Consider the following 23445-nt stretch of genomic DNA (forward strand, 5'->3'; position numbering starts at 1 on the left):
CAATTAATTTAAGGCGGCAATACTAAGCGGTCAACTGAGAAGTTATTTCCGACATTAGAGGTTCAAGCCGATTTTTAGCGACTTTAATCAGCTCGAATTGCTTTAGAAATTTGTTTTCGTTTAACTGCAGTTTCGAAGAAATCAACATACAAGTCACCAACGACTGTTCGTCTGTTAAAACCAAAACGATACCAGAATCAAACCGATTCGATATTCTCGATAATCTATTGTGAGAGCCAAAGGACTCTATTTCGTCAAAAAACCAACTTTTAGGGGTGACTGGTTTGTGAAACATTATTGCCGCTGTGGCATTAATCAAGATGTGAGTTAGTTGCGCTTCAGAAAATCGCGCTCCACTGGCAACTAAATGATTGCCAAAAGATAAATAATATTCAGTATCACATAAACTGAACAGTTGTGACTTAGGTATATCTATAATTTGTTTTTGTCCATACGCAGTGGTGCACTGCCATTCCTTTCCCATAGACAACATAAGCTGACTATTTTCAGAAAACCAATACCAATCTGACATGGGTTGCAGCATAAACAGAACAAACTCGATAGATAATAAAGGCTAAAAACCTAACATATGTTTTTAGCCTTTGGGCAATTTATTACCTATTTATTTAGTATAAAAGAAACAGATCAAAGCAAGATCATTATATGGAATTAACGATCTCTTTGATCACTTTCGGGCCTTGATAGATCAACGAAGAATACAACTGGATCAGAGCCGATCCAGCACTGATCCTTTCATTTGCTGTGCTTGCGGAGTGAATACCCCCTACGCCTACAACCGGTATCCTACCGTTGATCTGCTTGCAAAGCTTCTCAGTCACCGCCTGACTCTTAGGGCATAATACTGCGCCACTGAGCCCCCCAGTTTCTGTTGAATACTGTTGTCCCTCTACTGTGGTTTTATCTAAAGTAGTATTAGTTGCAATGACCCCGTCGATCTCGGCATTGATCAAAGAATTTGACATGTCGACAATCTCTTGGTCAGTTAGATCAGGTGCGATCTTCACTAGGATCGGCACATACTTATTGTGTTTAGTCTGCAACTGTTTTTGCTCAGCTTTGAGTCCGACAAGAAGCTCATCTAATGCTTGACCATGTTGTAAGTTTCTTAATCCTGGTGTATTTGGCGAGGAGATATTGACCGTAATATAGCTGGCATAGTTATATACTTTTTGCAGACAAATTAGATAATCTTGTAGCGCCTGCTCTTCGGGTGTGTCTTTATTTTTACCAATATTTATCCCCAATATTCCGCTGTATTTTGCTCGTTTTACATTTTCAACTAGATTGTCTACTCCCTTATTATTAAATCCCATTCGATTAATAATGGCCTTCCCTTGCGGTAATCTAAACATCCTAGGTTTGTCATTACCCGGTTGCGGCTTAGGTGTAACCGTTCCAATTTCTATAAAACCAAATCCCATAGCAGCAAATGCATCAATACACTCACCGTTCTTATCTAATCCAGCCGCTAATCCGAGTGGATTTTTAAAGGTTAAGCCAAAAGCTGTAACCGGTTTATCAGGTAAATTTTGCCTATATACACAATCCAGCAAACTGTTTTGAGTGCGTTTCAGCCAGTTAATTGTGAAGTCGTGGCTCCATTCGGCATCTTGAGTAAACAATAATTTTTGTATAAGGGGATACATAATTTCTCTTTAAACATAAAAAAGCCCCGGTACGTTTTAGCGAAAACCAGGGCGTTGTTAAACAAATCCCCACAACACTTCAACAATAAATTTGAAGTGATATGAGTAATGATCTTAATTGAGTAGGTGCAATTATCAGCTACTGGCGTTGATGCTTAATAACATTAACTCCCTAAGTGCCACTGAAAACTTAGCAAACTCATGAGTACTGCTGGTTTTAAATTCAGACATCATATGATACCAGCGATCGAGTAACACTTGGTTATTCTCCATCCAATTATTTAAAATCGATTCTGCATCGTTATTTTTTGGATCTTCTGCCAATAACACTGATGTGATAGAACGTTGTTGCCAATCTAACTCTTCACGGTATGACGCCCGTGCTAGCGCTTGCCAATGGTTACTTACCGCTTGTCCGTCTATTTGAGATAAGAACCAATGTAATTCAAGTTTTGAACCTAACTTAAAGTACAAGTTAGACACTAGTTTAATGTCACGCCCTTCAGTTTCAGCAATTTGTGATAGATCCATACAAGGAAACATATTGCTAAGTGATGCCACTCTATAGGCAATAGCATCCGGAACTCCCGCAGAGGTCAATTCTAAGCTTAAGCTTTCAAGTTGTTGATATTCGCTTTCGACAAGATAATCTTGGATATTTGCAAATAGGTCATCAAAGGTTGAACGATAACTGTCAATAGACTCCTGAATACTAAGCGTTTTGCTACCATGACGTAAATACCAGCGAGAGGCTCTACGCATAGTTCTACGCATACTATCTAACATACGCAACTGCACGTCAGAGGATATCTTGTTATCTAAATCTTCAATATCATCCCACAAGCTTTGCATGCCAAAAATACCTTTCACCACCGAGTAAGCCGTGGCTATTTCATCAACACCCGCTCCTGTTTCTTCTTGGATCCTAAATACATAATTCATACCCATATCGTTAATAATATTATTCGTTAACTTAGTGGCTATGATTTCACTTCTTAGGGGATGTTGCTGCATCTGAACAGAGAAGTTTTCTTGCAGTTTCTTGGGAAAAGCTTCAATTAGAAGTTTACCGTGATAGGGATTATCGGTAATAGGAGCAACGTTAAATAGCTCTTTCATGACCATTTTTCCATAGGCAATCAATACTGATAACTCAGGTCTAGTTAAACCACTGGATCTGGCTAATCTATCAGAAATTTCATCGTCTGCTGGAATAAACTCTAACTCTCGGTTTAAGTAACCTTCTCGCTCGAGAGCATGTATAAACCGAAGCTGCTCTCTTAATTGACCTACCCCGCCTAGGGCAGATATAGATATCGACTCGGTTTGACGATAACAATCATGAATAACTAAGTCGCCTACTTCATCAGTCATGTCGTACAAAATCTTGTTACGCTGTTTAATGGTTAAGTCGCCAGCATTCACTAAAGAATTAAGCAAAATCTTAATATTCACTTCGTTATCGGAACAATCTACCCCACCCACGTTGTCAATAAAGTCGGTATTGACCTTACCACCATTGGCCGCAAACTCGATTCGGCCGAGTTGAGTTGCACCTAAATTACCACCTTCGCCGATAATCTTTGCTTGTAATTGATTACCATTAACTCGTACATCGTCATTGGCTCTGTCGCCAACTTGGGCATGACTCTCTTTAGTACTTTTAACGTAGGTACCTATGCCACCATTCCAAAGTAAATCAACTGGCATCTTTAAAACGTTATGGATAAGTTCGTTTGGCGTCATACTTTGTTGTTTAGTACCCAACCATTTTTTCATTTCTGTTGTCAGCTTAATGGACTTGGCTGAGCGGTTGAAAATACCTCCACCTTTCGAAATAAGTTTACGATCGTAATCGTCCCAACTAAGAGAAGGATTATCAAATAAACGTTGTCGTTCCTTATAGGTGGTTTCAATATTAGGGCTGGGATCAAAAAAGATATGTAAATGGTTGAACGCACAAATTAGTTTCGTATGAGTAGACAACAACATGCCATTACCGAACACGTCACCGGCCATGTCGCCTATAGCTACGCAGGTAAAATCAGTGGTTTGGCAATCTTTACCCATTTCTCTGAAATGGCGTTTAACTGATTCCCAGGCTCCCTTCGCAGTAATACCCATTTTTTTATGGTCGTATCCAATGCTACCACCTGACGCAAATGCATCGCCTAACCAGAAATTAAACTCTTCTGAAATTCCGTTGGCAATGTCTGAAAAAGTAGCGGTGCCCTTATCTGCAGCAACAACTAAATAGGCATCGTCTTCATCCAATCTAACCACATCTTTAGGATGCACCACTTTGCCTTCGACTATATTGTCGGTGATATCCAATAAACTGCGGATGAATATTTTGTAGCATTCTTGACCTTCTTTTTGAAATGCTTCCCGGCCTTGATCCATAGGTAGGTTTTTACAAACAAAACCACCTTTGGCACCTACAGGCACTATCACAGTATTTTTTACTTGCTGGGCTTTCACTAAACCTAAAATTTCTGTTCTAAAATCCTCTTGTCGGTCCGACCAACGTAAACCGCCACGGGCAACTTTGCCACCGCGTAAATGCACACCTTCAATTCGCGGGGAATACACAAATATTTCGAATTTTGGGCGAGGCAACGGCATGTCGGGGATAAGTTCAGGCAACATTTTGTAGGAAATGTATGACTTCTCGTTGCCCTGCTCATCTTTTTGATAAAAATTGGTACGAAGTGTCGCTAAAATTAAATCTAAATAACGACGAATGATCCTGTCATCATCTAGGTTAGAAACATTCTCTAACTGTTCTTTAATCGTATTAAGTGTGGCTTCTTCCAATTTATCACTACGTTTGGCACTAGGATCAAATTTTTGGTGGAATAATTCTACAAGTAACGTAGCGATTTTTGGGTAGTTGGCCAGTGTGTTTGCAATATAATCACGGCTGAAAGAACTACCAATTTGACGCATGTACTTAGCATAAGAACGTAAAATAGTGACGTTTCTACCTGTTAATCCCGCACCCAAGACTAGTCGATTAAAGGGGTCATCTTCCAAAGCGTTGTACCACACTTTCGAAAACGCAGTTTGAAATAAGGTTTGTGCTTGCTCCATATCCATATCATTGCTGGTGTTATGCAGCATAGAGAAGTCCATAATCCAATTAACTTGTTCTCCATTTGGACTAATCTTATAGGGACTTTCATCAATGACCCTAAGGCCAAAATTTTCTAGCATAGGTAATACGGCGGATAAATGAATAGGCTCATTTTTATGAAAAAGCTTTAGACGAACCGCTTTGCTCTCTGGTCCTTCTTCTTGCGGACGATAGAACAACATGTCTAGAGTATGTTCTGTATTGAGTAACTCAAGTTTTTCAATATCGACTAATGCGGCGCTAGGCAGGTTATATTCTTTATAACTGCTAGGAAAAGCATTGACGTACCTTTGTTCAAACCTTTTACCTTTAGCCTCACCATGATTAGAACGGATCGTATTCGCTAGTCTGTCATCCCAGCTTTTAGTTAACTCTATGATGTTTTTCTCGATATCCTTCACATTATAATCCGCGTTGTTGTTTTTCACTCTGGCAATGTAATGCGTTCTCGCATACACAGACTCTGAAAAGTAAGTCGTAAATTCCACTTCTTGTTCGCTGGCGAATGACTGTTGCAAAAGTGTTTGTGTATCTTTTCGCAACTGGGTGTTGTAACGCTCTCTAGGAACAAAAACTAAACAGGATATAAACCTTCCAAACACATCTTTACGGGCGAATAACCTCGAAATCCCCCTCTCCTGCATTTGGAAAATACCTAAAATAATCTGCGCTAGTTCGGTTACGCTACCTTGCAATAATTCATCTCGTGGATAGGTTTCTATGATATTCAGAAACGCCTTATGACCGTGTGAGTCTGGATCAAATCCAGACAGTTTAGATATCGCATCGATTTTGTCCTGCAACACGGGTAGTTGTGTTGCACTACTATTATAAAATGAAGCTGAATATAGACCGATAAACCTATCTTCACCCACCACCTTACCCGCTTCATCAAATCGTTTAATTCCCACATAATCTAAATAGGCTGGTCGATGTACTCTTGAGCGCGAATTGGTCTTGGTTAGCATCAAAGGATTGTTACTCAAAGCCTCTTCCCTAGCAGAAGACGGAATATTGGATAACACTCGTTCTCGATTCGTTTTAGAGTTTTTCATCAACCCTAAACTAGAGTCATTATCTGCTACCCAACGATAGTCCCCTTTTATGCCTTTAGCACTATAAGATCGATACCCCATCAAGGTGAAATTATGATCGTTTAACCATGTCAAAAAGTTTTCTGTTTGTTTCTTTTCTTGTGCCGAAATTGGACAGTTACTTTTAGGAAACTCATCAATTATCTGTTTTAATCTAGCTCGCATTGGCTGCCAATCTTGCACAGCAAGAGACACGTCGTTCACCACTGACATTAACTCTTCAGTTAGTTGCGTTAGTGCCTGCTTTGAAGTTTGTCTGTCTACTTCGATCAGAAATACGGTTTGCCTGATTATCTCTTTGTTTTTACTGTTGGAGTCTTCGAAAGAGACAAAAGAGTGTTGTTTATCTCTTTTAAGACCTATTGGGCAATGCAACAATAAGTGTGCGGTAATACCCATTTTGTTCAATGCCATTCGAACCGAATCCACCAAAAATGGCATATCAGTAACGATAATTTCTACAATAGTGTGCGTGGATTGCCACCCATGTTTACTTATTGCTGGATTAAAAGCACGAATAAAAGGTGCGTCACCTTTATAGTCTACAAATTGATTCCACAGACTTAATGTCGCACCGTACAAATTATCATCACTGCGATTGTCTAAATCATCTCGCGCTATATTTTTAAATAGTATTTTCGAAAAATTTGTAACTTGTTCGACTCGTTCAGGAGCCACTTTTTTATTAATTAGTTTAAAGACATTTTCAAGTAGAATTGAATGTTGGTTATCTGCAACCGTCATGTGTTTGCCCATTCTTATATAACATGTGAGTGGTAGGAAAATTTGTCATTACTAAGCATACTAAGCTTTTAAACATTAGCCATACTAGATTAGACAAAAGACTGAGATATATACAGTTTTTTGTATTTTATAGGTTATTCTCGCTAAAATTATCAAGCAATAAAAGACTTATATTTACTTAATTTTAACAAAATTCATAGCTATGCAAATTCACAGCATAAAAAAGACAAAAACATCGTTGCAAGCCACAAATCACGCTAATAATTATGCAAATATTTTTTGATAAAATATTGAACTACCTCTAGTGCTTTAATCGCTCAAACTAGGATGGAGTGCAATGTCTAATTTATGCAATGCTCAGGCTGAAACCAAGGAAAAACGAATAATTGAGAGGCTCGAGTAAAATTTACTCAGTTTGCTTATTCATAGTGGGTAAAAACCACCGATGCTTTAATACGTTGTAACAAGGGCTAAAACCAAAACGCCCCATATTTTACCTAAGGACGCTGTAACTGAAGATGAGTAATGAGAAGGCTATGCAATCTTCTCGAAACTTTTAATTTTATTACTATTATCAATCACCAACCTAAAGCGCCCTTTGATACCGATAGGGCTGACGTGGGGCCTTAAGTTTTTAACTGGTAACTGGATCCGTTTCCCATTGTCAGCCTGCATAACCACGGTATTAATACCAGGTCTATAAAGTTGTTCACATAACTCATATTTGAGCGATAAGGTAAAATAGAAGGTTTGCATGTTTGTTTTATTAGATTAAGAACCCACGACGCTATGGCAGACTTTTAGTTATTTTTTCAAATAAATCTTTACTCAAACCTTGGGTGTCTCCAATCCGCATAAGCTGATGCTGCATAAGCTGCTGTCTGGTCTCATCCACTTTTTGCCACTGTATTAAGGGCGTAATAATCCGAGCTGCCACTTGAGGGTTAACCTCATTTAGTTTTATCAGGTAATCAGCGACAAATTTGTAACCTGAACCGTCAATATTGTGGAATCCGGCAACATTAAAAAAGCTAAATGTTCCGATTAACGCACGAACTCTATTCGGATTACTGATAGTAAATTGACTGTGTCCCATCAACATAGTTATACGTGACAGAATATCAGTACGATCGGTGTTAGCATGTAACGCAAACCATTTATCCAAAACAAGGGGATCAGCTTGCCACTTTTGTTCAAATTCCAACATTAGCTTTTCAAATAAGCTCAAATCTCCCAGTTGTGCTGCATTGAGTACCCCTAAGGTATCAGTCATATTGTCCGCTTTACTAAATTGTTCATTCAAAAGAGTTTTAGTATCTGAATGTCCAGAAAGCGTTAAATACTTAAGGGCCAAATTACGCATCTTTCTTTGTTCGACCTGTATCGGTTCATAGGCATAGGCCTTCATTTCAAACGCAGAATATAGGGCAAGCCAGTCTTTTTGGAAGGTTTGCGCTAACGCAGCAAATAAGCGTTTTCTTGACTGATTTAAAACATCAATATCTACGCGATTCTTTTGTTGGAATAAGGTTTCAAAACTAGGAAGCGTGAGCATTTCTGCTTTTAATGCTAAGGTGATATCAGTAGCTTGAAAAACAGGTTCAAACATAGCCACAGTTTCTTTAATTGACGCCTCTTGTTGCTGAGCAGTTTTAGCACCTAAGTTATGAATGCAGTCACTAAATAACATTTGTGCCGCGTCCCAACGTGCAAATTCGTCGGGCGAACCCAACATCACATTTTCCAACTGCTGTTGGCTGTATTCGTAATTAAGTCGAACGGGCGCAGTGAATCCATGCAGTAGCGATGGAATTGGCTTAGAATTTACGTCTTTGAATTCTAAACTCTGAGTTGTGTCTTTGAGTTCAATTGTGGTTTGTACATCATTAGCATTATTGAGTTTCAACGCCTCGCGTTTATCATTGAGTAAACTAAATTGAATAGGTATCACCAAATTTTGCTTTTCTTTTTGATCAAAAGTCGCTGAATGAGACTGTTCAAAATCTATTCGATAGGTCTTAGTATTTGGATCATAAGCATCTTTTACGACTACCTGAGGCGTTCCAGATTGGCCATACCAACGACGAAATTGAGACAGATCTTTATTATTGGCATCTTGCATGGCTTGTACGAAATCATCACAAGTCACGGCTTGCCCATCGAAGCGTTCAAAGTACAGTTTTATACCCGCTAAAAATCCAGATTTTCCTAACAAGGTGAACAACATTCTGATTACCTCAGACCCTTTGTCGTATACAGTCACAGTATAGAAATTATTCATTTCAATTACTTCGTCAGGCCTAATTGGATGCGACATCGCGCTAGCATCTTCAGCAAATTGACGCTCTCGAATAATTCTGACGTTTTGAATACGGTTAACGATTGAAGAGGACATATCAGCACTAAATTGCTGATCGCGAAAAACCGTTAACCCTTCTTTCAAACTTAGTTGAAACCAATCTCGGCAAGTGACTCTATTCCCAGTCCAATTATGAAAATACTCATGGCCTATTACGGCTTCAATATTAAAATAATCTTCATCGGTAGCAGTTTCTGCATCAGCTAATACAAATTTGCTGTTAAATACATTTAGCCCTTTGTTTTCCATCGCTCCCATATTAAAAAAGTCTACAGCGACTATCATATAAATATCGAGGTCGTATTCTAATGCAAACTCGGTTTCGTCCCATCTCATGGCATTTTTAAGTGAATCGAGTGCGTGCTGCCCTCGACCAATCATGCCTTTATCTACAAAAAGTTCCAATGCAATAGTTCTGCCCGACTGGGTGACAAAAGTATCTTTCAACAGGTCAAAATCGCCGGCGACTAAAGCAAATAGATAACATGGCTTATAAAAAGGATCTGACCATTTTACCCAGTGTTTTCCACCTGGTAAGTCGCCATAATCGATTTTATTGCCATTGGAGAGCAAATAGGGAAATGCTTCCTTATCCGCAATAATCGTCACATCGTATTTAGCTAATACATCTGGTCGATCCAAAAAGTAGGTTATTTTTCTAAACCCTTCCGCCTCGCATTGCGTACAATATGCTCCAGCTGAAAGATAGAGCCCTTCTAGGCTAGAGTTTTCTTTTGGATTAAGGGTATTTTCGATACGCAATTCAAATTCATTACAACCATTATCTATATCAATAGTCAACGTGGTCTCTGTTAGCTGATATGAACTGATAGCTACGCCATCAATTTGTATTGAATTTAGACTAATACCTTCGCCATCTAAAACAAGTGCGTTGTTATGTTGTCCATTTCTTGTGACTTGTGAAACACACACCACTTTTGTGTTTGTTTCTAATAAAGTGAATTCGAGATCGACATGATTGATTGAGAAATCTGGTTGTTGATAATCAGCTCGTTTTTTTACAGCGGGAAGTATAGTGGACATTATATCCTCAATAATAAAAATGAATTAACTAGAGAGACTAAAATTGCTGCCTGCTAAGCAGCAATTTTACACATTAGACCTTTGTTTCTAAGGGCTCTTTTAGTTGCTCAGCGTCGGCATTAACCTCTGGAATGGGTATACGCAAAATTTTAATGCCAAGGTAAGCATAGATAATGGCTAACACGGGGTTAATTAAATTAAAAAACGTATAGAATATATAATCTAACGGGTTAACAGCTAATACACCGTGCATATATACACCACAAGTATTCCATGGAATAAGAGGTGACGTTAAGGTGCCACCATCTTCCAAGCTACGGGATAAATTTAGCTGATGAAGTCCACGTTTTTCAAATTCATTTTTGTACATTCTACCAGGCATAACAATTGCCATATATTGATCTGCAGTGATGATATTAGTACCAATACTCGTCAAAATCGTTCGGGTAATCATATCTCCAGCTGATTTTGCACCTTTTAAAAACGCGCTAACTGCTCGTTTAAGTAAACCCACTCTTTCCAATACGGCACCGAATGTCATGGCACACATGATTAACCAAATGGTATTCAGCATGCTTGACATCCCACCTCGGCTTAACAAGTCATTCAAAGTGTCACTTGGAGTAGAAAACGATACGCCGTCAAACAAAGCTGTCCAAACTACAACTATTGAGCCACGAAGCGCACTTACACCTTCTCCAGCTAAACTGGCGATAACGTCAGGTTGAAATACTGCAGCCCATACGCCACCTAACAAAGCCCCGATTGCAACAGCGGGAAACGCTGGCACTTTTTTAATGGCCATAGTTAACAATACCAATAGTGGTACTAACATATGTAAACCCAAATTAAACTCTTGCTGCAACAAGGTTTGCATTTCTTGAATACTGCTGGCAGCTTCGGGTAAATCTGCCCCTAATCCAATCACTACAAACAAAATCAGTGTCAGGACAATACTTGGTATGGTTGTCCACAACATATATTGGATATGTTCAAACAAATTAGTACCAGCTATAGCAGGTGCCAAATTAGTTGTTTCTGACAGTGGCGAGATCTTATCTCCAAAATAGGCCCCCGATATAATTGCGCCGGCGGTGATTGCTTCAGACATTCCCATTCCTATAGACACGCCCATTAGCGCCACACCAACAGTGGCAGCCGTAGTCCAAGAACTTCCAATACTCATAGCAACGACTGCACAAATAAGACAACTGGCCGCATAAAACATCGACGGGTTTAGTAAATCCAATCCGTAATAAATTAAGGTGGGAACCGTCCCAGCCAACATCCATGTACCAATAAGCGAACCAACAGCTAACAAAATAAGAATTGCGCCTAAGGACCGAGAGATCCCTTTGATGATGCCTTGTTCAATATCATCCCAACTATAACCATTCTTTAGACCGATTATTGCTGCGATACCCATGGCTATCAATAATGCTATTTGATTAGGACCAAACGAGGAATTATCTTCAAATAAATAGACCGAACCGCCTAACAGTGCGACTAAAATTATGATTGGTATTAGTGCATCAGATAATGAAGCTTCGGCTTTTGTTTTTTCAATTGTCATAAATTTAAACTATCCTGAAAAGTCTAGATAAGCTGTATTAACCAGCGATAGAACGATAAAACATAATGGCTATCACTACTGGACAGACAAAACGTACATACCACGGCCAAATTTTCCAGAAAACACTATGTTCAGCTTGTTCATTACCTAGTTTTAATTCCGTCAAAATTTGATCACGCTTCCAGACCCATCCAGCAAATATGCATAACACTAAACCCAGTAAAGGCTGACTATATTTAGTAGTTAAATCAATGACCAATCCAAATAAGCTCCCCATATTCAATGCAATAGTAGAACTCAGTGCAAAGATAATCAGCGTTAATGTCCATACTGCTCGTTTTCTATCAATTCCCTTACTTTCGACTACAAAAGCAACCGGTACTTCAAGCATCGATATGGAAGATGTTAATGCCGCTATTATCATTAGTGCGAAAAAAACAAAGGCCACATATATGCCGACGGTTCCCATGGTTTCGAATAACGAAGGAAGTACCGCAAATATTAGATTAGGACCTTCAATTAGTGCACCACTATCAGAAAATATTTTCACACCGTTATGCAAAGCCACATACATAGCAGGAATAATTAGCATACCTGCTAAAATTGCGACACCTATATCCACTAACGCCACTGAAGCCCCGAGTGTCGGTAAGTTTTCATTTTTGCTGACATAAGAACCATATACCAACATAGTACCGACCCCTAACGACATAGAGAAAAACGCTTGCCCCATTGCACTAATCAATAGGTCTGGTTCCATGATTAAACTAAAATTAGGGAGTAAATACGCTTTCCAACCTGCTGCGGCACCATCTTGAGTAGATACATAGATGATTAATAATCCAATGATTAAGAAAAGAGCAGGCATTAATCGAACTGACCAAAGTTCAATCCCTTGTTTAACACCTCCCGTAACTATACTGGCGGTTAAACATAAGAAGATGCCTGAGAAAAGTATGTCTCTGGTGTATGAAGAAGAAATTAACCAAGTTGAAATCGTTTCTTGACCAACCATATTACTGATGGTTTGCAAAAAGTGCGATAACATCCAACCGGCAACTAAGGCATAAAACGAAAGGATCAATGAAACAGTCACAAATCCCCACACCCCCGTAGCGCGCCCAATTTTACTGCCAGATATTTTGCCCAGCGCGTCAACCATATTCGAACGTGTCGCTCTACCAATGATTAATTCAGCCATCAGCACTGGATAGGCGAGAAGGAATGCGAGTATGATATATACTAAAACAAATGCTGCGCCACCATTGCTGGCTACTTGAGTGGGAAACCCCCATATATTCCCTAGACCTACTGCTGAACCAGCAGCAGCCAGCACAAAACCCATTCGAGACGAAAACTCTCCGCGTACCGCCATGTGTTGCCCTTATTATTTTTATTATTATATTTAAGAATTTAAAAGGCTGCATAATGCAGCCTCTTCTTAATTTTTGTCGCTGTTAATGGCGTACTTACCCATAGTTAACACATCGTAGGTAATGTTCGCCGCTTCTTCTAAAAACGGATCGACCGATTCTAATTCTTCAGGTAAGTCTTCCAAGTTCTCTACTTTTTCTAACCCTAAACGCGCCAGACGTTCATTCGTGCGCATAAGGCTACGTTTTTCATTTTCATTTTTCTCTTGAAGACGCTCTGCTTCAACCAAAGAAATTGTTTTGTCTTCCTTCTTAATTCTGTAACGCTCTAAATCTTCGTATATATAATTAAATTCCTTTTTAATTCTTTGATTATGCAGCTCTGTTAAACCTTTTACAGTATTTTTATTTTCACCAAAAGTTGTGTAATTGGCTCTAGCAATACTGTCCCAAGGCAAAGCGTTTTCTTCTTGGCTTTCCCCCCAATCAGCATGCTCTATGACAGATGGAAATAAAATATCCGGGATTACTCCTTTGTGCTGAGTACTGCCACCATTGATTCTGTAAAATTTCGCAATAGTAAACTGAACACTACCTAGTGGATTTTCGTACAAGTCATAAATGCGTCCAAGTGGACGATGTTGTTGCACTGTACCTTTACCAAAAGTTTGTTCGCCTAGAATCAATGCGCGATTATAGTCCTGCATAGCTGCGGCGAAAATTTCTGATGCTGAAGCACTGTATCTGTCTACCAAAACAGTCAAAGGACCGTCGTAAAAAACCTTACCGTCTACATCTTTTTCGAGTCGAATACGCCCTGCTCCATCGCGTATTTGTACAACTGGGCCTTTATCAATAAACAATCCCGATAGCAAAGTGGCTTCAGTTAACGAGCCGCCTCCGTTGCCACGCAAATCAACAATTACCCCCAAAACACCTTGTTCGTTAAGGCTATCTATTTCTTTCTTAACGTCTTTGTGTAAGTTATTGTAGAAAGAAGGAATAGAAATAACACCTAACTTCTGATCTTTATGTGGACCATCTTTAGGAATATAGACTTCGGATTTGGCCGCCCTATCTTCTAACTTAATTTTGTCTCGGGTTAATTTAACCACTACAGGTACTGAAGACTCAGAGGAACCTTTCACCACTTGTAATTTTACAATGCTGCCTTTGGGTCCTTTAATAAGTTCAACGACCTCATCTAAACGCCAGCCGATAACGTCGACAAATTCATCGTCGTCTTGGGCAACACCCACTATTTTGTCTTCAGGCTTAATGTTGTTTGACAAATCTGCTGGTCCGCCAGGAACCACACTTCGTATAACCGTATAGTCATCTTCACTAAGCAGCACCGCGCCAATCCCTTCGAAAGAAAGGTTCATTTCCATTTGAAAACGCTCAGCGTTCCTCGGTGATAAATAACTGGTATGCGCTTCTATGCTGCGGGCAAACGAATTCATTACCGTTTGAAATACATCTTCGCTAGAGGTCTGAGTTAGGCGTTTAATAGCGCGTTCGTAGCGTTTTGTCAGTAATTCTTGTGTTTTAGGCCAATCTTTACCCGCTAGTTTTAAGTTGAGGGCGTCGTACTTGACTCTTTGACGCCACAACTCATCTAACTCTTGAGTATTCTTAGCCCAAGGTGCATCTTCACGATCGTAATTAAATTTATCGTTAGGCTTTGCAAAATCAAATTCTTTATCTAATAAGGTTAATGCGTATTCGTATCTTTGTGCGCGTCGCTGCATATTAAGTTGATAAATTTCATAGGCAATACTTAAATTGCCTCGCTCAATTGCATCATCAAATTTACTTTTATATGCTTCAAAACTCTTGATATCTTCTGCGGTAAACACATTTCGATTAAAATCGAGAGACCGAATAAAGCGGTCAAAAATCTTGAGTGACAAGGCATCATCTAAATCAATTTGTTTATAGTGAGATCGTAAAAATTGTGAGGATACCCTTTTTGCTGCAGCCACATGTTGTGACTCTTGTGTCAATTTGGGTAAATCTTTCACACCCAAACTACTCTCTATTGCTAAAGAGCCAGAACTCATCACCAATAAGGCTGATGCCACTGAAATACGAATTGATTTAATCATTATTTTACCTTTTAGAACGAGCCAACCTCAGGTTTTCCAACTGAACTTTGACAACCATTCCTGTATCAAGTTGCACTTGAATGCCATCTTTACTGACATCTGTGATAGTTGCGGGCATAGGACTCTTGCCAATTTTCACTGTTACTGCTGTTCCTGCAACGATATGTTGTTGCTCCAAACGTTCAGCGGGGGGCTTTTTAACCTTGGTTTGATCTTGTTTAACAACTTTTGAAGTAGGTTTAAATTTCGGTGCCTCTTTCTTTTTAAAGTTATTTTTTACTTCTGCACCGGCTGCTTTTTGTTCTTTACGCTTTTCTGCTACTTTAGCTTTACTTTCGTCTAGCTGTTTTTTAGCGTGTTCGATATGTTCATCTTCAATATCTGCAACTTCATTGCCATCCAAATCAATGCGTTTCGCACCATTTTTGATGCAATGCAAGTAACGCCAACTATTGGTGTAATGCCTTAATGACGAACGTAGCAATGTTTTACTGACGCGCTCTTCGTTCTCTAATCGTTCAGCTAAATCTTGAAAAATACCAATTTTTAAAGGTTTAGCATCACCCTTGTTACTAAAACAGGCGGGGAATTGTTCGACTAGGAAGCCAATGACTTCTTTGCTGTTCGTAAATTTCTGTAGATTGTCCATTCAGTCTTCTAGTTAGTTCGTTAACGGGGTTCTTGGTGCTCATCATCCCAAGTTGCTAGAAGTTGGTCAACCCAGTCATACAAATCATCTTCATCAATATCGAGTAAATGAGCATCTTCTCGCCAATTTTCCCAAATATATTGGATCATATTCTCTAAAGACGTCGAATTTATGTCTTCATCAGCTTTATCATAAAGCATATGAAGAATAGTATTTATCCTATCCGTAGCGTCAGGCGCTCGCTCGTCCCAAAAATCCATATCCTCAACTGTTGCCAGAACCACTTGAATATCGATACTGCTCTTCACGCCGATTTACTCCCAGAATTATCTGTTACCACCTTACATATGGCGCCTTGTAATATATCTACAATACGACTAAGCCCCGTTTGGTCTTCAAGATCAAACCTGGCAATTTCAGGGCTATCGATATCAAGGACACCAATAATCTGGTCATCTTTTAAAATAGGCAACACAATTTCTGAATTTGAAGCGGCATCACAAGCAATATGTCCTGAAAACTGATGCACATCTTCAATTAATTGAATGGAATTTTCGGAAACTGCTGTACCACATACCCCGGTGCCAATTGGGATACGTATACAGGCGGGTTGTCCGTGAAATGGTCCCAAAACTAATTGGTCGTCTTTTAACAAATAAAATCCTGCCCAATTTACTTTTTCTAATCCCCAATAAAGTATTGCACTTATGTTCGCCATATTGGCGATTAAATCTTGCTCACCAGCAACTATTGCTTCGATTTGTTGTGCCAATTGCACATAGTGTTGCTGTTTGTTTTGTACCATCAATTTCAACCTAATATAAATTTACTTTCTATTTAGAAGCGTTTTGCAAAGCAAAGACTACCTTAACCCTTGCCTCGGTCAACATTTCTCCAGCTTGGTAACTTTCAGACGCTTGGAATTGCCGCGCTTTAGCCATTATTGGCGCAGGCTGCCCTGATGTTTGCTCTAATATGGATATTACACCAGATAATTTCAAGCCCAATACCTTAGCCATATCCGTTGCTCGTTGTTGCGCGTTTATTAAAGCTTGTTGTAACGCAGCTTGGTAATGCTTGTCAGCTTGGCTATTTGAAAAAATAAATTGATTAATATGACTCACACCAAGGTTTAGAACGGCATCTATTGACTGTTCGTATTTGGTTAACGAATCTAAAGTTACCGTTATCTGCCTAGTTAGAATAAAACCTTTTTGTTCTTGGGTGTTATTTTTGTATTCAATCCAAGGATTAAATCGTATTTGTAAAGATTGCACCTGTTGCTTATCGACACCTATTTCGAATAGGGCTTGTATTACCGAGTTCGACTTTTCAATAATGGCTTGGTTAAGGTGGGCTGCAACTTTTCCCTTTTCCTCAATAGACAAACTAAAACTAAAGCGATCTGGGACACTTTGTATGCTTCCCGCACCAAAGACCTCAATGCTCTTGTGTTGTTTAACGTTAGAGTTTTCTTTAGCAAAGGTATTGCCAATCAAAAGCGTGAGACAAAATAGTAGACAAATTCGCATATAAAAACCTCAATAGTGGGACATTTCAAATTCAAAGAGGCGCTATCATAAATATATAGAAATGAATAAAGTATGAACCAAGTGCAATCCTTACAATATTGAACATCAACAAATGGCAGCAACACTTAGTCGCTGCCACAAAGACTCTTAGTCCATTAATTTTTGCGATAAAAATGTATATTCTAAGGCCGTTCGTTTGGCTGTTTCACGCAAATTAGCCGACGCTGAATGCCCACCATCTATATTTTCATAATATTCGAAATCATGACCATAATTTTCCAATAGATAAGCCATCTTTCTGGCATGACCGGGGTGCACTCTATCGTCTTTAGTCGAAGTAACAAACAATATTGATGGGTAATCTCCTTTGGGATCAATATTATGCAGTGGCGATATTTTTTCCAAGAACTCTCGCTCATTAGGAATATCAGGGCTACCATATTCCCCTACCCAAGATGCCCCTGCCAATAATTTGTGGTAGCGCAGCATATCTAACAAAGGCACTTGACAAACAACGGCATTCCAGAGGTCTGGTCTTTGGGTATACATAACCCCCATTAACAAGCCCCCGTTTGAGCCACCCATTATCCCTAAATTTTCGGGTGAGGTGATTTTCTTAGCAATAATATCTTCGCCAACCGCGATCATGTCATCATAGATAACCTGACGTTTGGTTTTTAGTCCAGCTTGATGCCAATTAGGCCCAAACTCTCCTCCCCCGCGAATATTGGCCAACACATACACCCCGCCTTGCTCAAGCCAATTTTTGCCCAGTATCCCAGAATAACTCGGTTTTAATGAGACCTGAAAGCCACCATAAGCATATTGTAAAGTTGGGTTTGAGCCATCATATTTAATGTCCTTTTGCCTAACCACAAAATAAGGTATTTTCTCACCATCTTTGGAAGTGGCTTGAAATTGTTCAACCACAATGTCCGATGCATCAAATCGAGCAGGAATAGATTTTATTTCAGTGATAGTGATACTTTTGACATCTACTTTAAACAAGGTGTCTGGTGCAACAAAACTTTCCTGATTGACAAAAATGATATCGCTGTCTTGATTAACCGATGAAACTGACATCGAACCATTTTCTGGCATAGCTAACTTTATATGTGACCACTTAGTGTCAAAGTCATACAAATAGAGGTTACTTTTGACATTTTCTAACAGCGTTAACACCACTTTGTTGGCTGAAATAGACACACCATCAACAGTGGAGCGTTCATCTGGATGATATATCAGTTGTAAGTTTTTGATTTGCTGCTTTTGCAGCCAGTGACTCAAATCAAAAGAAACTAAATCTCCGCTTTCAAAGGTTTGTTGCGAACCAGTCGGTGACCACTGTTGATTTAGAGACAAAACGAGTTGTCCCTTAAACACACCTTCTAGACTTACTTTTGAAGGCAAAGGTAATTGCTTAGCTTCGCTGCCATCATCAGGAAGCCAGAAATATTCTGATTCATAAAAAGTACGCGCACGTACCAGCATGTTAAGATTTTTATCATCGAACTTGATGGAAAATGGAAAGACTCCAACGTCACCTTTTTCACCAGAAAAAACTTGTTTAGCCTCAGTGAGTGGCTGTCCTCTTTTTAAGGTTTTAACGATATATGGATAACCACTTTCAGTTAACGAGCCTTCTCCCCAGTTTGTGGCGATATTAAGGTTATTAATATCTTTCCAATTGGCGTCTGTTTTTGCTTCAGGCAACGCAAAACCACCGTCCACAAACGTTTGAGATGCGTGATCCCATTCGCGTATTTCTACCGAATCTTTTCCACCGTCGGATAAGGATATAAGGCATCGATCGTAATTACCTTCAAAACAGGTAGAACCTTTATATACCCAGTTTTTTTCTTCTAACGCTGCTAGGTTATCTATGCTGAGTAAGTCTTCCCATTTAGGTTGTGCTTTAGCATATTCCTCTAGTGTTGTTCTTCTTAACATTCCGCGAACATTATCTTCATCTTGCCAAAAATTGTATACAAAGCCACCTCGATAAGTACCGTAGGGAATTTTATCTTTTGAGTTAACAATTTCTAAGCCAGCATCAAAGTATTGTTGATAACGCTTATCCGCCATTAACTTCTCTAGGGTAGTCTCATTCCATTGATTCACTTTAGTCAGGGCTTGTTCGCCTTCAACTTCTTCTAGCCACAACGGTGCTTCATTAGATTGTTCTGTCATAAGGGGAGTTTGGTCCAATTTATCTTGTTGTTCTGGTTCAGGATTACTACAGCCAACGAATATACATGTACTTGCAACAGCAACAGTGGTTAGTAAGTTTGTTTTCATTATTACCCCTTAGGAATTTATTTGTTTAGCCATGCTAACCTAAAAATTACTCTAACAATGCATCAGATGGAATAAATACCTCTCCTTTCATTAACTTTCTAGCACTTCTACTCATGGATACCTTGTTAACTTTCCACATGCCATTTTCAAACTGCGTTTGAGCTCCCACTTTCAAAGTGCCTGAAGGATGACCAAAAATAACTGACTGCAATTCTTCGCCACCGGCGGCTAAATTAACTAGAGTGCCTGGAATAGCAGCAGCTGTGCCTATTGCAACAGCGGCAGTACCCATCATGGCGTGGTGCAGTTTGCCCATTGAAAGTGCTCTAACTGATAAATTAATACTCTGTGCATTGATAGTTTTGCCACTAGACGTTAAATACTGTGCAGCTGGTGCAACAAATGCAATTTTAGGAGTATGCTGACTGGTTGTTGCTTCATCTAGATGTTTGATAACTCCCATTTTTAAGGCACCATATGCGCGTATGGTTTCAAATCGTTCCAAAGCGATATCATCGCCATTAATGGCATCTTGCAATTCAGTACCAGAATACCCTAACGCAGATGCATCTAGGAAAATGGTGGGGATACCTGCGTTGATCATGGTGACTTTAAAGTCTCCAATATCAGGTACGTGCAAATCATCTACAAGGTTTCCTGAAGGAAACATCGCCTCATCACCATCTACAGGCTCAACAAATTCAACTTTGACCTCGGCCGCGGGAAACGTCACACCATCTAACTCAAAATCACCGGTTTCCTGAACCTGACCATCTGTCATAGGTACATGGGCTATGATAGTTTTACTGATATTCTCTTGCCAAATACGTACCACACACACGCCATCTTTAGGGATACGCTTTGCATCAACCAAACCGTTGGATATAGCAAATGAGCCTACAGCAGCTGTTAAGTTGCCACAATTCCCGCTCCAATCTACAAAGGGTTTATCAATGGACACTTGGCCAAATAGATAGTCAACATCGTGATCCTTGTGACCACTTTTCGACAAAATAACGGTTTTGCTAGTGCTTGATGTGGCACCTCCCATACCGTCTGTCTGTTTTCCATAAGGGTCAGGACTACCAATCACCCTTAACAATAAACTATCTCGAGATGGCCCTGGCTGTTGTGCTGATTCAGGTAAGTCATTAAGACAGAAAAATACGCCTTTGCTGGTACCACCTCGCATATAGGTGGCAGGTACAGCAAGTTGTTGACTATGGCTCATTTCAATCACTCCTTATTCTGTCACCGCAGACTCAAGAAAGTCTTGAGCAAAACGTTGTAGTACTCCGCCTGCTTCGTAAACTCGAACTTCCTCTGCAGTATCTAAGCGACATGTCATCGGAACCTGAACTTGTGAACCGTTTTTTCTGGTGATATTTAAAGTTAAGGTTTTGCCTGCAGCATAATCACCAATAACGTCATAGGTTTCGGTACCGTCTATATTTAAAGTATGTCGTGTTGTGCCAGGTTTAAACTCAAGAGGCAACACCCCCATACCCACTAAATTTGTGCGGTGAATTCGTTCAAAACCTTCAGCCGCTATAACTTCAACACCTGCCAAACGCACACCTTTAGCGGCCCAATCTCGAGAAGAGCCTTGTCCGTAATCAGCACCAGCAACAATAATCAGCGGTTGTTTACGTTGCATATAGGTTTCTATGGTTTCCCACATTCGCATGACTTTGCCCTCAGGCTCTAGTCTAGCTAACGATCCTTGCTGCACTTTTCCGTCTTTCAATACCATTTCGTTTAACAATTTGGGATTAGCAAAAGTGGCACGTTGCGCTGTAAGGTGGTCGCCCCTGTGTGTAGCATAAGAATTAAAGTCGACTTCGGGCACGCCCATTTTATCTAAATACTCACCTGCCGCGCTGTCTAACATAATGGCGTTAGAAGGTGATAAATGGTCAGTTGTAATATTGTCACCTAATACAGCCAATGGACGCATGCCTTTCATGGTGCGTTCTCCTGCAAGGGCTCCTTCCCAATAGGGCGGTCTGCGGATATAAGTACTTTGTGGTCGCCAATCGTACAACGGGCTCTTAGCCGCTTCAAAAGAACCTAAATCGAACATAGGGGTATACACTTTTTTAAACTGTTCCGGTTTAACGTACTGCGACACTATCGCGTCTATTTGCTCATCACTGGGCCAAATATCCTTGAGTCTAATAGCCTGGTTGTTAGTGTCATAACCCAGTACGTCTTTTTCAATATCGAAACGTATAGTCCCAGCAATGGCATAAGCCACCACTAAAGGTGGTGATGCTAGAAATGCCTGTTTCGCATAAGGATGAATTCGCCCGTCAAAATTTCGGTTACCAGATAAGACTGCAGTTGTGTATAGATCGCGTTCTACTGCTTCTTCTTGAATAACAGGATCTAATGCGCCACTCATGCCGTTACAGGTGGTGCAAGCATATCCCACAATACCAAAGCCTAACTTCTCCATTTCTGGTAATAGACCTGATTCTTCTAAATAGAATTTAGCGACTTTAGAGCCTGGTGCAAAGGATGATTTCACCCAAGGTTTTCGAAGAAGTCCCAATTCATTGGCTTTTTTGGCAATTAAACCAGCCGCCACAACGTTACGAGGATTACTCGTATTGGTACAACTAGTAATCGCCGCAATGATCACTGCCCCGTCAGGCATTTGACCTTCTTTTTGTTCAACACTATAGGCTATGCCTTTTGAAGCCAAATCACTGGTAGCGACGCGGCTATGGGGGCTTGACGGGCCAGCCATGTTGCGGCCAACAGAGGACAAATCAAACTCCAAAACTCGCTGGTATTCTGCTTCTTTTAGGTCATCAGCCCAAAGGCCGGTATGTTTAGCATAGGTTTCTACCAACTCAACTTGTTCTGGCTCGCGGCCCGTCATTTTAAGATAATCAATGGTTTGTTGATCGATATAAAACATACCCGCAGATGCACCATATTCTGGCGTCATATTTGAAATAGTTGCGCGGTCACCAATGGTTAATTCAGATGCACCCTCTCCAAAAAATTCAAGGTAAGCAGACACAACTTTGGCATTACGTAAAAACTCTGTAATAGCTAAAACAATATCTGTGGCAGTGATCCCACTTTGTCGCTTACCTGAAAGTTTTACGCCAATTATACTAGGTAAACGCATCATAGATGGGCGACCAAGCATCACGGTTTCCGCTTCTAGTCCACCTACTCCAATCGCAATTACGCCTAAGGCGTCTACATGGGGAGTATGACTATCTGTGCCTACACATGTATCGGGAAATGCCACACCGTCACGCAACTGTATGACCGGGGACATTTTTTCTAAATTAATTTGATGCATAATGCCGTTGCCAGCAGGAATCACATCAACATTTTTAAAGGCGGTTTTGGTCCACTCTATGAAATCGAACCTATCTTCATTACGTCTGTCTTCTATGGCTCTGTTTTTATTAAAAGCATCATGGTCGTTTCCATCATGTTCAACAGCTAAAGAATGGTCCACAATCAACTGCGTAGGTACAACAGGATTCACCTTAGCTGGATCACCACCTTGTTCAGCAATTGCATCGCGCAATCCGGCCAAGTCAACCAACGCGGTTTGCCCTAAAATATCGTGACAAACAACTCGTGCTGGATACCACGGAAAATCCAGTTCTTGTTTGTTGTGGATAATTTGTTTTAAGCAATCCTTGAGTGATTCTGGCTCACATTTTCTGACAAGTTGTTCGGCTAACACTCGGGAGGTATAAGGTAATTTAGCGTAAGCCCCTTGGCTAAAGGCTTCTATTGCTTCACGGGTATCAAAGTAGTCAACATTGACCCCACCAATAGAGTAACCGGGAAGAGGTTTGCGATGTTCGTAATTCATAAAAATATCCAGAGTTTA

15 protein-coding genes are annotated in these 23445 nt (G+C 40.0%); all 15 read right to left on the bottom strand.

All coding sequences use genetic code 11. The features are described 5' to 3' along the window. Positions 1–22 precede the first annotated feature (22 nt). Positions 23–532: a cell division protein ZapC domain-containing protein gene (locus KO534_RS05565; protein ID WP_215928216.1), complete on the bottom strand. Its 510-nt coding sequence runs from the start codon at positions 530–532 to the stop codon at positions 23–25. Between the two features lie 127 nt (positions 533–659). Further along, positions 660–1667: a quinone-dependent dihydroorotate dehydrogenase gene (gene pyrD, locus KO534_RS05570; protein ID WP_215928218.1), complete on the bottom strand. Its 1008-nt coding sequence runs from the start codon at positions 1665–1667 to the stop codon at positions 660–662. Positions 1668–1802: 135 nt separating this feature from the next. Next, positions 1803–6641 (bottom strand): NAD-glutamate dehydrogenase, encoded by a 4839-nt coding sequence (locus KO534_RS05575; RefSeq protein ID WP_215928220.1) that lies wholly within the window; start codon positions 6639–6641, stop codon positions 1803–1805. A gap of 534 nt (positions 6642–7175) precedes the next feature. After that, positions 7176–7397: a DUF2835 family protein gene (locus KO534_RS05580; RefSeq protein ID WP_215928222.1), complete on the bottom strand. Its 222-nt coding sequence runs from the start codon at positions 7395–7397 to the stop codon at positions 7176–7178. A 31-nt stretch (positions 7398–7428) separates the two neighbouring features. Then, entirely contained in the window at positions 7429–10044 is a 2616-nt protein-coding gene (pepN, locus tag KO534_RS05585) for an aminopeptidase N (protein WP_215928224.1), read from the bottom strand. 73 nt (positions 10045–10117) lie between these two features. Further along, positions 10118–11617, bottom strand: a complete 1500-nt coding sequence (gene nhaC, locus KO534_RS05590; RefSeq protein ID WP_215928226.1) for a Na+/H+ antiporter NhaC — start codon at positions 11615–11617, stop codon at positions 10118–10120. Between the two features lie 37 nt (positions 11618–11654). Continuing rightward, the gene (locus tag KO534_RS05595) at positions 11655–12992 is read right to left on the bottom strand and encodes a sodium-dependent transporter (protein ID WP_215928228.1); all 1338 of its coding nucleotides are present in this window, start codon (positions 12990–12992) and stop codon (positions 11655–11657) included. Positions 12993–13058: 66 nt separating this feature from the next. Then, the gene (gene prc / locus KO534_RS05600) at positions 13059–15098 is read right to left on the bottom strand and encodes a carboxy terminal-processing peptidase (RefSeq protein ID WP_215928229.1); all 2040 of its coding nucleotides are present in this window, start codon (positions 15096–15098) and stop codon (positions 13059–13061) included. A gap of 4 nt (positions 15099–15102) precedes the next feature. After that, positions 15103–15747: an RNA chaperone ProQ gene (gene proQ, locus KO534_RS05605; RefSeq protein WP_215928230.1), complete on the bottom strand. Its 645-nt coding sequence runs from the start codon at positions 15745–15747 to the stop codon at positions 15103–15105. 20 nt (positions 15748–15767) lie between these two features. Next, complete coding sequence (locus KO534_RS05610) at positions 15768–16055, bottom strand: hypothetical protein (protein ID WP_215928231.1); 288 nt, start codon at positions 16053–16055, stop codon at positions 15768–15770. Beyond that, positions 16052–16552, bottom strand: coding sequence for a GAF domain-containing protein (locus KO534_RS05615; protein WP_215928234.1), 501 nt, complete (start codon positions 16550–16552; stop codon positions 16052–16054). The genes KO534_RS05610 and KO534_RS05615 overlap by 4 nt, the downstream gene beginning before the upstream one ends. Before the next feature lie 28 nt (positions 16553–16580). Next, a complete protein-coding gene (locus KO534_RS05620; protein WP_215928247.1) occupies positions 16581–17279 on the bottom strand; it encodes an SIMPL domain-containing protein in 699 nt (232 codons plus the stop codon). A 147-nt stretch (positions 17280–17426) separates the two neighbouring features. Next, entirely contained in the window at positions 17427–19577 is a 2151-nt protein-coding gene (locus KO534_RS05625; protein ID WP_215928249.1) for a prolyl oligopeptidase family serine peptidase, read from the bottom strand. 46 nt (positions 19578–19623) lie between these two features. Next, positions 19624–20808: a 2-methylaconitate cis-trans isomerase PrpF gene (gene prpF / locus KO534_RS05630; protein ID WP_215928251.1), complete on the bottom strand. Its 1185-nt coding sequence runs from the start codon at positions 20806–20808 to the stop codon at positions 19624–19626. Between the two features lie 12 nt (positions 20809–20820). Beyond that, positions 20821–23427, bottom strand: coding sequence for a Fe/S-dependent 2-methylisocitrate dehydratase AcnD (gene acnD, locus KO534_RS05635; protein WP_215928253.1), 2607 nt, complete (start codon positions 23425–23427; stop codon positions 20821–20823). Between the last annotated feature and the right edge of the window lie 18 nt (positions 23428–23445).

The organism is Paraglaciecola arctica (assembly GCF_018861065.1).
GTDB lineage: Bacteria > Pseudomonadota > Gammaproteobacteria > Enterobacterales > Alteromonadaceae > Paraglaciecola > Paraglaciecola arctica_B.

Coding starts and splice junctions, on each gene's coding strand:
- KO534_RS05580 (WP_215928222.1), bottom strand. CDS start 7,397: ATGCAAACCTTCTATTTTACCTTATCGCTCAAATATGAGTTATGTGAA.
- proQ (WP_215928230.1), bottom strand. CDS start 15,747: ATGGACAATCTACAGAAATTTACGAACAGCAAAGAAGTCATTGGCTTC.
- KO534_RS05565 (WP_215928216.1), bottom strand. CDS start 532: ATGTCAGATTGGTATTGGTTTTCTGAAAATAGTCAGCTTATGTTGTCT.
- acnD (WP_215928253.1), bottom strand. CDS start 23,427: ATGAATTACGAACATCGCAAACCTCTTCCCGGTTACTCTATTGGTGGG.
- KO534_RS05625 (WP_215928249.1), bottom strand. CDS start 19,577: ATGAAAACAAACTTACTAACCACTGTTGCTGTTGCAAGTACATGTATA.
- prc (WP_215928229.1), bottom strand. CDS start 15,098: ATGATTAAATCAATTCGTATTTCAGTGGCATCAGCCTTATTGGTGATG.
- KO534_RS05620 (WP_215928247.1), bottom strand. CDS start 17,279: ATGCGAATTTGTCTACTATTTTGTCTCACGCTTTTGATTGGCAATACC.
- pepN (WP_215928224.1), bottom strand. CDS start 10,044: ATGTCCACTATACTTCCCGCTGTAAAAAAACGAGCTGATTATCAACAA.
- pyrD (WP_215928218.1), bottom strand. CDS start 1,667: ATGTATCCCCTTATACAAAAATTATTGTTTACTCAAGATGCCGAATGG.
- prpF (WP_215928251.1), bottom strand. CDS start 20,808: ATGAGCCATAGTCAACAACTTGCTGTACCTGCCACCTATATGCGAGGT.
- KO534_RS05595 (WP_215928228.1), bottom strand. CDS start 12,992: ATGGCGGTACGCGGAGAGTTTTCGTCTCGAATGGGTTTTGTGCTGGCT.
- nhaC (WP_215928226.1), bottom strand. CDS start 11,617: ATGACAATTGAAAAAACAAAAGCCGAAGCTTCATTATCTGATGCACTA.
- KO534_RS05615 (WP_215928234.1), bottom strand. CDS start 16,552: ATGGTACAAAACAAACAGCAACACTATGTGCAATTGGCACAACAAATC.
- KO534_RS05575 (WP_215928220.1), bottom strand. CDS start 6,641: ATGACGGTTGCAGATAACCAACATTCAATTCTACTTGAAAATGTCTTT.